Genomic DNA, 12,405 nt, shown 5'->3' with positions numbered 1-12,405 from the left:
TGAAATATGATGGAATTGACGCAGCAAACGATATTGATTCTTTTTGCCGCTCTGGCGGCAGCAATATTCATATTATTTATACTCTGCATTGTTCTGTTTGTGAAGCTGAACGGGCAGAAGAAACGATATGATTATTTTATGGGCTCTAATCGCAGACCAACCCATAACCTGGAAATGAAAATTGAAGAATATTTTGAAACCTCAAAGAAAATTGAATCGCAATATTCTAAGCTGTTGGATATGGTGACGGATATGGATAAAACCGATAAATCCAAAATCCAAAAGGTTGGGCTGATTCGCTATAACCCCTTTGATGAAATGGGCGGCAATCTTTGTTTTGCTTTGGCACTTTTGGATGGGAATGACAACGGCGTGGTGCTGAACGGTATTCATAGCCGTACAGGCTCTTTTACCTATGCGAAGCCGATTGAAATGGGTGTCAGCACCTACATGCTTTCCGAGGAGGAATTAAAAGCGGTTGAGGTGGCAAAAAATAATACCTATCAGCCGGAGCATGAAAAGGTGGTTAAGGTGCGCTTTAAGCCGACCTTCCGCAAAAAGGATAAGGACAGAGCCATGGATGAGCAGATTACACTGGATCAGGTGGAAATGGTCGAAGTGGATGAAACGAAGGAAAAACAGGCGAAATCCTCTATCGGTGATGTAACAGAGGCGGAAAAAGAGCTGATTTTGAAGGAGGAAACGCTTGCAGGCAAGATTGCGGCTGCGGAATCCATTCTGAAAAAGAGAGAGGAAGCAAGAGCGGCTGCGGAGAAGGCGCATTTGCCTGAGGAGGAAAATCTGGGGGATGCCATGGAAAGTGCCGTGGAACGCGCGATTGCGGAAGCAAAAATCAGCGAACCGATTTTTCAGGAACCCGTTTTCGTGGAAAAACAGGAAGAAACAGACGAAGAAGAATAAAAATAAAAGCAAAAACAGACGAAAGGGAGGAGATTTTCCTCCTTTTTCCTTATCAGATACAGGAAAATTTCTGTGGATAAGTTGAAATCTTATCCACATTTTGTGGATAACTTGTGAAAAAGAAAAGTTGTCCAGAGGGTTTTCCACAATATCAACAGGTTATCCACAGGCTGTGGGTAATGTATTATGTAAACAAAGGAGGAGAAAATGGGCTATAAAATGGTATTTTCCGATATGGATGGCACATTATTATGGAAAGGTGTACGGGTTTCTGTGGAAAACTCTGCTGCAATCCGAAAGGCTGTGGATAAAGGCGTGGAGTTTGTCATCTGCACAGGCAGAGGTGTTTTTGGCGTGGAAAAGCATTTGCAGGAATTGCATCTTCTGGGCAAAAAGGGCTATGTCATCTGCCAGAATGGTGCGGCGGTGTATGATTTAAGGGATATGCATCTGGTGCTGAAAAGCAGCTTTTCACCGTCTGTGGTGCAACCAATCGCAGAGCGGGCGAGAGCACTTGGCTTGGAGCTGTTTTACTATGATGATCGCAATTTTATGATTGAAAAATTGACAGACGAGGTGAAATCCTATTGCTGGATGATGCAAGCAAATCCGCGCATTTTGCAGGAGCCGACCGATTATGCGGGCGAGTTTACAAAATGCTTAATCAGCGGAGAGCGGAAAAATCTTTCGGCGCTGAAGCGCTATGTGGAGAAAACGGCAGGGGATATCTTTGATTTGTTTTATTCCTCGGAAACCTATCTGGAGCTGGTGAAAAAAGGCGTAAGCAAGGGCAATGCACTGGCTGCGACTGCGCAGGAGGCAAATGTGCCGCTTGCCGAAACGATTGCCATTGGTGACAGTGATAATGATCTTTCTATGATATTGCAGGCAGGGCTTGGCGTTGCAATGAAAAACGGCGAGGCGCATGTGAAGGCTGCCGCGGATTACATAACGGAGCGAAGCTGTGAGGAAAACGGCGTGGCAGAGGTCATTGAGAAATTTATTCTGAAATAAAAAGGGTGCGGGAATTTTCATGATGGAAAAGTATAAAAAAAGGACAATCATGCTTGATTGTCCTTTTTGACTAGGGAAAAGAATGGTGCCAGGGGAGACACCATTCTATGGGGTTGTGCGCACAAACCCCGGGGCATATTGTGGTACAGGAAAAGGGGTTTTCTTGTACTCACATAGTATACCACAATGGACGCTATTTTGCACATAGAAAAAAATATAATTTTTTTAACATTTTCTATATATTTTAGCAAAAAGATAGGATTTATGGAAAAAATTGTACAAAAAAAAGAAAAAAATTTAGGCTTGCAATTTTAAAATAATATGATATAATATACACCAAAAAGTCAAACAAGACAAAATAGCGCAGGCGAAAGCCGAAAGGAAAGCTAAGTTCTTGTAAAACTCCCACAGAGAGCCGGTGGTTGGTGCGAATCGGCGGAGAAAAGAGAATGTTCCACTTTCCAAGCTGCCGATGAAAGTCGGAAGGGTAAGCCCTTTATAGCTGTTCAAGAGGTTCGGAGGATGCTCCGAGCAATCTGGGTGGCAACGCGGGAAATATACTCTCGTCCCTGTTTTATTACCGGGATCGGGAGTTTTTTTGTTATGAAAGCATAAGCGATTGCAACAGAAAAGCATATCTGTAAGCGGTGATGAAAAAATAGCTGCTTGCAGATATTTTTTATTGCTGTTTATAGAGAAGAATTGCTTACAATTCTTTTTTCTGATTGAAAAACCTTTCATAAGATATACGAAAAACTTCCATCCGAAAAAATACTATTTTTAGGAGGTCATGAAATGTTAGACATTAAATTTGTAAGAGAAAACCCTGATATCGTAAAGGAAAACATCCGCAAAAAATTTCAGGATGCAAAGCTGCCTCTGGTAGATGAGGTTCTGGTGCTGGATAAGGAAAACAGAACCATCAAGCAGGAGGTTGAAGCACTCAGAGCGCAGAGAAATAAGCTTTCCAAGCAGATTGGTGCGCTGATGGCAAAGGGCGAAAAGGAAGAAGCCGAAAAGGTAAAAGCACAGATTGGCGCAGACGCAGAACGCGTAGAAACCCTTTCCGCAAGAGAAAAAGAGGTTGAGGAACGCATCAAGGTTATCATGATGACCATTCCCAACATCATTGATCCAACCGTTCCCATTGGTAAGGATGACAGCGAAAACGTAGAGGTAGAAAGATTCGGCGAACCCGTTGTTCCCGATTTTGAGATTCCTTATCACACAGATATTATGGAAACCTTCGACGGTATCGATCTGGATAGCGCAAGAAAGGTTGCAGGCAATGGCTTCTATTACCTGATGGGCGATATTGCGCGTCTGCATTCCGCAGTTCTGGCTTACGCAAGAGATTTCATGATTGGCAGAGGCTTCAAATATTGTATTCCTCCCTTCATGATTCGTTCCAACGTTGTAACAGGTGTTATGAGCTTTGCGGAAATGGATGCAATGATGTATAAAATCGAAGGCGAAGACCTGTATCTGATTGGTACATCCGAACATTCCATGATTGGTAAATTTATCGATACGCTGAATAAAGCAGAAGACCTGCCGCAGACCCTGACAAGCTATAGCCCTTGCTTCCGTAAGGAAAAAGGCGCACACGGTATTGAAGAAAGAGGCGTTTACCGTATTCACCAGTTTGAAAAACAGGAAATGATTGTTGTATGTAATCCTGAGGAAGCTCCCATGTGGTATGATAAGCTGTGGCAGAACACCGTAGACCTGTTCCGTTCCATGGATATCCCCGTAAGAACACTGGAATGCTGCTCCGGCGATTTGGCTGACCTGAAGGTAAAATCCGTTGACGTTGAGGCTTGGTCTCCCAGACAGAAAAAATACTTTGAAGTCGGTAGCTGCTCCAACCTGGGCGATGCACAGGCAAGAAGACTGGGTATCCGCGTACAGGATGCAGAAGGCAAGAAATACTTCGCTTACACACTGAACAACACCGTTGCAGCACCTCCCCGTATGCTGATTGCTTTCCTTGAAAACAATTTGCAGGCAGATGGTACTGTAAATATCCCTGAAGTTCTGTGGCCTTATATGGGCGGCACAAAGAAGCTGATTCCCAACAAAAAGAAATAATGGAAACAAAAAAGAGGATGTTTTTTAACATCCTCTTTTTTGCTACATAGAATTTTTTCAGAAGCGGAAATCCCGATTTCCCTTTTCGATTTCAACCAGATTTTTCCGTACAATCTCCTGAATTTTTTCCTTCGGGATGGATTTGATTTCCTCTAAAATCAGCTTTTCCCCGATTTCCTTTGTTTTCGGTGCGGCGTAGTCAATCAGATATTCCTTGAGCGTCATCAGCGCATTAGGCAGGCAGCAATTCTGAATCTGTCCGCTTTTGCAAAGGCTCATGAAGCGGTCGCCCGTCCTGCCCTCACGATAGCAGGCGGTGCAGAAGCTGGGGACATAGCCCAAATCCATCAGCCATTTCACGATTTCATCCAGTGTGCGGTTATCACTGACATCAAACTGCGCGGAATTATCCTCCTCTGCCTCCTTTTCATAATAGCCGCCGACACTCGTGCTGGAGCCGCCGCTGATTTGGGATACCCCAAGGCTCAGCACACGTTCTCTGCTTTCCTGACTTTCTCTTGTGGAAACAATCATGCCTGTGTAGGGAACGGCAACACGGATACAGGCAACGATTTTTGCAAAGGTATCATCATCAATGCCGTTATCGAAGGCGGAGGGGTCAATATCGTCGGCATGGCGGATTCTGGGTACGCTGATGGTGTGCGGGCCTACGCCGAATACGCTTTCCAGATGCTCTGCGTGCATCAAAAGCCCTGCAAATTCATAGCGATACAGCTCCAAGCCGAACAAAACGCCAATCCCGACATCATCAATGCCGCCCTCCATGGCTCTGTCCATCGCTTCGGTGTGGTAGGCATAATCATGCTTAGGGCCTGTGGGGTGCAGACGTTCATAGCTTTCCTTATGATAGGTTTCTTGGAAGAGGATATAGGTGCCGATGCCTGCCTCCTTCAGTTTACGATAGTTTTCAACGGTTGTTGCCGCAATATTGACATTCACGCGGCGAATTGCGCCGTTTTTATGCTTGATGCTGTAAATCGTTTGAATGCTTTCCAGTACATATTCAATGGGGTTATTGACGGGGTCCTCGCCGGTTTCCAGTGCCAGACGCTTATGCCCCATATCCTGTAAAGCCGTTACCTCTCTGACAATTTCCTCCTGTGTCAGCTTTTTCCTGCGGATGTGCTTATTTTTCGCATGGTACGGACAGTATACACAGCCGTTGACGCAGTAATTGGAAAGATACAGCGGCGCAAACATCACAATACGGTTGCCGTAAAAATCCTGCTTAATCTGCTTTGCCAACGCGTAAATTTCTTCGTTTTTTTCGGGAATATCGCAGTCCAGAAGCACCATTGCCTCTCTGTGAGAAAGTCCCTTTCGGAGCTTTGCCTTTTCGATAATGCTGTCGATTAAGGGAATGTTGTGCTTATTTTCCTCTGCATAGGCAAGGGTTTCCAGAATTTCCTCGTGGTTGATGAATTCCTCTGCCTTTTGGGAGTGGGGGTTGTAGGGATACATTGCTTTATCTTCCTTTCTTTTTATCTTTTTTTTGCAGACAATAAAAAACGCCCCGAAAAAATATGGAGAAAGGGCGCAGAAATTCTGTAAAACGTATGTATGACCTACCCTTTCACGCAGAAGCCTTTCTTTGTGTCAGCAGCTGTTTGATTTTTATTTTGTCTCCTTGCAGAAAGCGCGTGGCTTGCTGTGCGGAGAAATTTACCACATCATACCATATCTGCGCGCGGCGGACAATGCTAAATTAGCAGGTTTTGTCAAAAAAACTGCTGAAGGCGATGGATTTTTGCAAAACATGATATTGTATTTGATAAAAAGCCTCCTTTTCTGTCTGTTTTTTGACAAGAAATACTTGAAATAGACAAATTTCTTTCATATAATTTTAATATACACGAACTGTGATATATGGACAGGGGAAACGGACAAATCGCAATCCTGTGGATCATAAGGCAGTCAGCAGTCCGCTGACTGCCTTATTATTTATAAATGGGCATAAAAAAGAGGAGAGGGTGTTATGCAGAAACAGAAAATCAGGGGCATGGTTTTGGCGGCTGTGGTCTGCTGTGTCAGCCTGTCCGGCTGCGGCGCGGCGGAAAAAACGGCACAGCAGACAGATTTGCCGAATATTATCATCGGCAGTGATAATTATCCGCCCTATAATTATGAGAATGTGGACGGCAAACCAACGGGGATAGATGTGGATTTAGCGACAGAAGCCTTTCGACGCATGGGGTATCAGGCGGTGTTTACCTATATCGACTGGGAGAAAAAGAAGGAGCTGGTTGACAGCGGAAAAATCGACTGCATCTGGGGCAGCTTTTCCATCGATGGGCGCGAGGAGGAATACCGTTGGAGTGCGCCCTATATGATGAGCCGTCAGGTGGTGGCAGTCAATCGGGACAGCGAAATAAAAACACTGGCGGATTTGGAGGGCAAGCGCATTGCGGTGCAGTCCACCACAAAGCCGGAGGAGCTTTTTCTTTCGCATACGGATGCAAGGCTTCCTGCTCTGCGCGAGGTGTTTTCCATGCAGAATCGGGAATTGATTTATCCCTGTCTGAGCAAGGGCTATGCGGATGCGATTGCCGCGCACGAAACGGCAATTTTGCAGTGCATGTCCGATTATAAGCTGGATTATCGGATTCTGGAGGAACCGCTGCTGACGGTCGGCTTGGGCGTGGCGTTTTCCAAACAGGATGATCGCGGTCTGGAACAGAAGCTTTCCGAAACCTTTGAAGAAATGCGTGCGGATGGCACGATGGAGGAAATCATCGGGAGGTATCTGGATGAAAATGATATGGGGGTGATTGCAGATGTGGAATGAATCCTCTGCAAAGCCCTGCACGCGTATCCTTTTTTTACAGATTTTACTGGGCGTTTTGCTTTTGGGCGGCGTATTTTTGCTTGCCGTAAATGAGGATATCGCTACCACACAGCGCACCATGGTGAATACGGTCAATTATGTGAAGGAGCAGTGTAACCGCTATAGCCGCATTGGGCTTGCGGATGAATCCAAGAGCCTGATGCGGATTGTGGAAAGCGCAAACCAGACGGCGCACCGATTGGAGGAAGCCACAAGGCCTGTCAGTGCGGATTTTCTGCATACCTGTGTGAAGGACTGCTACGTTTCGGGGATTCTGCTTCTGGATGAAGCGGGAAATATTACTGCCGCAAGCGAAGCGGCGGATATGGCAGCTTTCGTGCATGAAAATCTGGATTCCGAAGCCCTGCTGAATACGGCGCAGTATCCCGAAAAGCGCTATGCCGTGCGGCTTTTCTGCCCTGAGGGGTGTTATCTGGATCTGGCGGCAGTACAAAGACTGGATGCACCCGGCATTGTTGTTGCCTATTATCATACACCTCTGGATTATATCAATTCCTTCAGTCTTTCGATTTCCTCGCTTCTTTCGGGCTATGACCCTGCGGAAAACGGGACGATTGTGGTCAGCAGTGGGAATGAAATCATTGCTTCGAATGAGGAAAGCTTCATTGGTGAAAATACGGATGCATCCGCAGTGCTTGAAGAAATCAGAGCCGCCGCCGTAAGCGACAGGCTTGTTTCTGCGAGGGAGAACGGCGTGCGCTATTTTGGGCTGATGGAGCATGGACGGGATGTGTATGTTTATGCTTACCTGCCGCAACGCGCTGTTTTCCGCACCACGCCTGAAAATATGCTTTTCGCCATGGTGATTTATCTTGTTATTCTTGCGGCTATTCGTATGGTGCGCTGGAAAACGGCACAAAGCTATCGAGAAGAGCAGCTTGCCATCCAAAAGGAATATACAGAGCAGCTGCAGCTGAAAAATGAACAGCTTTATGCAGCGGTGGAGCAGGCAGATCGTGCCAATGCCGCAAAGACAAGCTTTCTTTCGCGCATGAGCCACGATATTCGTACGCCCTTAAACGGCATCATCGGTCTGCTGGAAATTGATGAAGCGCATGCGGAGGATCATGCCCTCATCCGTTCTAATCAGAAGAAAATGAAGGTTGCCGCCAAGCATCTGCTTTCTCTCATCAATGATATTTTGCAGATGAGCAAGCTGGAAAGCGGCGAGGTTATCCTTTCCCATGAAATCATTGACTTAAATCAACTGGCGAGGGATATTCTGACCATTATGGAACAGCGTGCCGCGGAAGCAGGCATCACGCTGCGATATGAAGGAGGCTTCGAGCGCATGGAAATCAGCAGAGTCTATGGCAGTCCCCTCCATCTGCGGCAGATTTTCCTGAATATTTATGGCAACTGCATCAAATATAATAAAAGCTGCGGCAGGGTGGAAACGGCTGTCAGCTGTCTTGGCGTTGCGGACGGAAGGGTTACCTATCGTTGGGTTATCCGTGATACGGGTATCGGCATGAGCAAGGACTTTTTACAGCATATCTTCACGCCCTTCTCGCAGGAGCGCAGCGACAGCACCCGTCAGGGAACGGGGCTTGGCATGGCGATTGTGAAAAGCCTGATTGATGAAATGCAGGGAACGATTACGATTGAAAGCGAGGAGGGCGTAGGCTCTGTTTTCACCATCACGCTGCCCTTTGAAATTGCAGCAGAGCAGCCGCAGACAGAACAGCCTGCCCCTGCCAAGGCAAAGGATATCAGCGGTCTGCACCTGCTCTTAGTAGAGGATAATGCGCTGAATGCGGAGATTGCCGCGGCACTTCTTGCTGACCGCGGTGTCAGCGTGGAGCTTGCGAGGGATGGCAGTGAGGCGGTGCGGATGTTCCGTGAAGCGCCTGCCGGCACCTACGCAGGCATCATTATGGATATTATGATGCCTGTGATGGATGGGCTGACCGCAACCAGAGCCATTCGCGCACTGGAACGTGCGGATGCGAAAACCATCCCCATCATTGCCATGACCGCCAATGCCTTTGAGGAGGATGCCCGCCAATGCCTTGCTGCAGGGATGAATGTGCATTTGGCAAAGCCGCTCTGCATGGAGGAGCTGGTTGCCATCTTAGCGCGGCTATGCGCTTAAGTCGAAATTTTCACTGTGGAGGGGTTCGGGAACCCTGTTTTCAACTGACGCGTGCTGACACACGGCAAAGCAGCACTTTTTTGATAGAAAGTATCTATTCTTTTATAGACACCTTCGATATGTCAAAAAAGTGCTGCTTTTTTTGTCTATTTTTATCCCGCTTTTAGCTGCTTTTTATACCCTGCAATGCGTAATCACGAACTGCTTAAATCTTTGTACCACAGGGGGGAGATATCTGTCCTTGAGGGTTGCCATATAGAAATTTCGCTCCCAATAGGGGTAGGAAATCTGGATGATTTTGACATTCAGCCGCAGCAGCTCCTCCATGTAAGGCACAACGGCAATGCCAAACCCCTGCGCTACCAGCCCTGCGATTACCTGATCCTCCTGAATCTCGTAAGCAATATTCGGACGTTTTCCGATTTTTTCAAACAGACGGTCAATGACGATGCGCAGACCCGATTTTTCCGCAAAATAAACATGCGGATAGGGCAGGGTTTCCGTCAGGTCAACGGTGTAGCGGTTCGCCAGAGGGTGATTTCTCGGCACGATGAGGACTAAATCCTGCTTGGAAACAGGGATAAATTCAATGGTTTTCTCGTTTTCCAGCTGTGTGCAGAAAACCATGTCGTATTTTTCATCCTTTAGGCCCTGCAAAAGCGGCTGTGTCACGTCTGTGTAGAACTTGAACTGGATGTGCTTGTCCCTCTGCTCCTGTAAAAAGCCGTTTGCCAGCTCCGGAATGAGAGAAAGCCCCAAGGTACGCAGAAAGCCAAGCTCAATACAGCCCTCCCCACGAGAGATATGCGCCATGGATGAAATGCCGTTATCGAGGATTTCCAAGGATTTTTCCACATAGGAAAGGAATTGCAGTCCCTCCTTGGTTAGCGTGGAGGAGCGGTTTTTGCGTTCAAAAAGCACTACCCCAAGCTCCGCCTCCAGCTGTGCGATGGCATGGCTCAGACTTGGCTGTGCAATACACAGACGCTCCGCTGCCTTGCCGAAGTGCTTCGTTTCCGCCAGCGTGACAAAATAGCGCAGCTGATACAGATTCATAGAGATCCCCCCATTTTTCAAATAATTTTAGAATCAGCAAATAATATGCCATCTGATTTTTCTATTTTCAGTATACCATACGCTATAGACAAAATCTATCAAAACATATAAAATAATCAATTTGTGCTTTTTTAATTTCTGCGATACACTGAGCCTGTAAGACAAAGCGCGCAAAAAAAGAATTCAAAACACGAAAGAAAAGGAGAATCCTCTCATGGATATTTCAGGAAAAACAAGGCTTTTCGGGTTAATCGGTTCTCCCGTAGAACATTCAAAATCCCCTGCCATGTATAATTATTGCTTTGATAAGTGGAAATTGGATTATAAGTATCTTGCGTTTGATGTAGACAAAAATCAGACATCGGATGCCATCCAAGCCTTCCGTACCTTTCAAATGAAGGGGGCAAACATCACGATGCCCTGTAAGCAGGAGGTACTCAAGTATCTGGATGAAATTTCCCCGGCGGCACGTCTGGTCGGCGCGTGCAACACCATTGTGAACCACGACGGTGTTCTGACAGGCTACATCACAGACGGCGAGGGCTACATTGAAAACCTGCGCCACGAGGGCGTAGAGGTCAAGGGAAAGAAAATTACCCTTTTGGGGGCAGGCGGTGTTTCCTCCGCCATTCAGGCACAGGCATTGCTGGACGGCGCAAGAGAGATTGCCGTTTTTAATAAGAAGGATGCCTTCTGGGAGAAGGCGGTTGCGAAGGCGGCGGAATATCAGAAGGCCTTTCCTTCTCAGAAGATTACGGTATACGATATGGACGATGCCGAAAGGCTGGCAGCGGAAATCCGCACAAGCGATATCCTTTCCAATGCCACAAGGGTTGGGATGCACCCCTTGGAGAATATCAGCATCATCACAGACCACTCCTTGTTCCGTAAGGAGCTGGTAGTCACCGATGTGGTCTATGAGCCCGAAAAAACAAAGCTTTTACAGGATGCCGAAGCGGCAGGCTGCAAAACAGTCGGCGGTCTGGGGATGCTCATCTATCAGGGCGCAGCGGCAGCAAAGCTGTATACCGGCTTGGATATGCCTGTAGAAGAGGTCAAGGAAAAATTTTTCAAAAAATAAAATGCTTCAAAAATAAGAGAGTCAGAAATTTGAGAAAAGAGGGAAGAAATGAATCAGAAAAAGTATTATCCTACGGCGGTGGCGTTATACATCACCTACTTCATTCTTGGTATTGCCGTAACGATTATGGGTCAGTATAAGCAAAGTTTTGCAGCCATGTGGGGCGCAAATCAGCTTGCAGACGGCAGCTTCGATGTCAGCAAGGTTATGGCAATCATTGCGGCTGTCGGTCTGGGGCGGTTAATTGCCTTCCCGTTTGCAGGGCCCTTCTCCGATAAATACGGCAGACGACTGAGCGCATTGGTTGGCGTTGTGTTCTTTGCCATCTTCTTTATCGGCATTACCTTTACACACAGCACGGTTTTGGCATACATCCTGATGATTTGCAGCGGCATGGCAAACTCCTTTTTGGATACAAGCATTACGCCCTCCTGCATGGAAATCTTCAAGGAAAACGGTGCGATTGCAAACCTGTTTACAAAATTCGCAATTTCTATGGCACAGTTCCTGCTGCCATTCCTAATCACCTTCGTTGCAGCAAGAGATATGTCCTTCCGCACACTGTATTTCTTGGCGGCAGGCATCATCATCGTAGACGGTATCTTTTTGGCAATTCTGCCCTTCCCTCCCAAGGAGGAGGCACCCAAGGCGGCAGACGGCACTGTGGAAAAGAGAAAAATGAAGCTGACACCCTCCGCAATTTTGCTGGTTTGCATCGGCTTTACGGCATCCACAACCTTCATGCTGTTTATGAACTGCAATCAGGAGCTGGGCAAGCTTTACGGCATGACAAACCCCTCCATGATTCAGTCCTTCTATTCCGCAGGCATCATTTGTGCAGTCCTTCTGACAGCGGCACTGATGAAAAAGGGTCTGAAGCCCATCCGCGTTCTGGTTATCTATCCTTGTGTTGCGTTCTGCGCACTGCTGCTGATGTATTTCGTGCAGATTCCGCAAATTTGTATGATCGGCGGCTTCTTAATCGGCTATTTTGCGGCAGGCGGCGTATTGCAGCTGGCAACCTCTACGGCGAATGAAATGTTCCCCAGAGATAAAGGGAAAATCACAGCAGTTGTTATGATTGCATCCTCCATTGCAAACTATGCGGTGCTGAATGTCGCAAGCCTGCTTTCCAAGGTGGGCGGCGTACAGGGCCCCAGATATATCCTGCTGTTCAATGCAGTGGTAACGGCAATCGGGATTGTGTTTGCCATCATTCTGAACCTGCGCTTTGAAAAGGACGCACAGTAATCACCTTTTACAAAAGATAAAAATTACAGA

At 46.9% G+C, this 12,405-nt stretch carries 10 protein-coding genes; 8 read left to right on the top strand and 2 right to left on the bottom strand.

The features are described 5' to 3' along the window. Nucleotides 1-6: 6 nt before the first annotated feature. From EJE48_RS05110 to serS, 3 genes are all read left to right on the top strand, one after another. Nucleotides 7-921, top strand: a complete 915-nt coding sequence (locus EJE48_RS05110; protein ID WP_118581451.1) for a DUF4446 family protein — start codon at nucleotides 7-9, stop codon at nucleotides 919-921. Between the two features lie 207 nt (nucleotides 922-1,128). Then, nucleotides 1,129-1,935, top strand: coding sequence for a Cof-type HAD-IIB family hydrolase (locus EJE48_RS05105; RefSeq protein ID WP_016407240.1), 807 nt, complete (start codon nucleotides 1,129-1,131; stop codon nucleotides 1,933-1,935). A gap of 795 nt (nucleotides 1,936-2,730) precedes the next feature. Next, a complete protein-coding gene (gene serS / locus EJE48_RS05100) occupies nucleotides 2,731-4,026 on the top strand; it encodes a serine--tRNA ligase (RefSeq protein ID WP_118581449.1) in 1,296 nt (431 codons plus the stop codon). A 57-nt stretch (nucleotides 4,027-4,083) separates the two neighbouring features. On the opposite strand, the gene hydG is transcribed toward serS, so the two are convergent. Beyond that, nucleotides 4,084-5,508 carry a [FeFe] hydrogenase H-cluster radical SAM maturase HydG gene (gene hydG / locus EJE48_RS05095; protein WP_118581447.1) on the bottom strand — a complete coding sequence of 475 codons (1,425 nt, stop codon included), beginning with the start codon at nucleotides 5,506-5,508 and terminating at the stop codon, nucleotides 4,084-4,086. A 130-nt stretch (nucleotides 5,509-5,638) separates the two neighbouring features. Between hydG and EJE48_RS05090 the strand changes: the two genes are divergently transcribed. The 3 genes from EJE48_RS05090 to EJE48_RS05080 all read left to right on the top strand — a co-directional run bounded on the left by EJE48_RS05090 (nucleotide 5,639) and on the right by EJE48_RS05080 (nucleotide 8,987). Beyond that, nucleotides 5,639-5,869, top strand: a complete 231-nt coding sequence (locus EJE48_RS05090; protein ID WP_118581443.1) for a hypothetical protein — start codon at nucleotides 5,639-5,641, stop codon at nucleotides 5,867-5,869. Nucleotides 5,870-6,022: 153 nt separating this feature from the next. Further along, nucleotides 6,023-6,832, top strand: coding sequence for a substrate-binding periplasmic protein (locus EJE48_RS05085; protein WP_118739669.1), 810 nt, complete (start codon nucleotides 6,023-6,025; stop codon nucleotides 6,830-6,832). Next, the gene (locus tag EJE48_RS05080; protein WP_118581441.1) at nucleotides 6,822-8,987 is read left to right on the top strand and encodes an ATP-binding protein; all 2,166 of its coding nucleotides are present in this window, start codon (nucleotides 6,822-6,824) and stop codon (nucleotides 8,985-8,987) included. The genes EJE48_RS05085 and EJE48_RS05080 overlap by 11 nt, the downstream gene beginning before the upstream one ends. Before the next feature lie 174 nt (nucleotides 8,988-9,161). Here the strand turns inward: EJE48_RS05080 and EJE48_RS05075 are convergent, their stop codons facing one another. Continuing rightward, a complete protein-coding gene (locus EJE48_RS05075; RefSeq protein ID WP_118581439.1) occupies nucleotides 9,162-10,043 on the bottom strand; it encodes a LysR family transcriptional regulator in 882 nt (293 codons plus the stop codon). Between the two features lie 214 nt (nucleotides 10,044-10,257). Here EJE48_RS05075 and aroE point away from each other — a divergent pair, with 214 nt between their 5' ends. Together aroE and EJE48_RS05065 are read left to right on the top strand one after the other, a co-directional pair. Continuing rightward, nucleotides 10,258-11,124 (top strand): shikimate dehydrogenase, encoded by an 867-nt coding sequence (gene aroE / locus EJE48_RS05070; RefSeq protein ID WP_118581436.1) that lies wholly within the window; start codon nucleotides 10,258-10,260, stop codon nucleotides 11,122-11,124. A 48-nt stretch (nucleotides 11,125-11,172) separates the two neighbouring features. After that, on the top strand, nucleotides 11,173-12,375 hold the full coding sequence (locus EJE48_RS05065) for an MFS transporter (protein ID WP_124984345.1): 1,203 nt from the start codon (nucleotides 11,173-11,175) through the stop codon (nucleotides 12,373-12,375). Nucleotides 12,376-12,405 lie beyond the last annotated feature (30 nt).

This window comes from Anaerotignum faecicola (assembly GCF_003865035.1).
Lineage (GTDB): Bacteria > Bacillota > Clostridia > Lachnospirales > Anaerotignaceae > Anaerotignum_A > Anaerotignum_A faecicola.
This window is presented reverse-complemented; position numbering and strand designations above follow the sequence as displayed.

Excerpts from the sequence above, each read along its gene's own strand:
- EJE48_RS05110 (WP_118581451.1), top strand. The coding sequence starts at position 7 with ATGATGGAATTGACGCAGCAAACGATATTGATTCTTTTTGCCGCTCTG.
- EJE48_RS05105 (WP_016407240.1), top strand. The coding sequence starts at position 1,129 with ATGGGCTATAAAATGGTATTTTCCGATATGGATGGCACATTATTATGG.
- serS (WP_118581449.1), top strand. The coding sequence starts at position 2,731 with ATGTTAGACATTAAATTTGTAAGAGAAAACCCTGATATCGTAAAGGAA.
- hydG (WP_118581447.1), bottom strand. The coding sequence starts at position 5,508 with ATGTATCCCTACAACCCCCACTCCCAAAAGGCAGAGGAATTCATCAAC.
- EJE48_RS05085 (WP_118739669.1), top strand. The coding sequence starts at position 6,023 with ATGCAGAAACAGAAAATCAGGGGCATGGTTTTGGCGGCTGTGGTCTGC.
- EJE48_RS05080 (WP_118581441.1), top strand. The coding sequence starts at position 6,822 with ATGTGGAATGAATCCTCTGCAAAGCCCTGCACGCGTATCCTTTTTTTA.
- EJE48_RS05075 (WP_118581439.1), bottom strand. The coding sequence starts at position 10,043 with ATGAATCTGTATCAGCTGCGCTATTTTGTCACGCTGGCGGAAACGAAG.
- aroE (WP_118581436.1), top strand. The coding sequence starts at position 10,258 with ATGGATATTTCAGGAAAAACAAGGCTTTTCGGGTTAATCGGTTCTCCC.
- EJE48_RS05065 (WP_124984345.1), top strand. The coding sequence starts at position 11,173 with ATGAATCAGAAAAAGTATTATCCTACGGCGGTGGCGTTATACATCACC.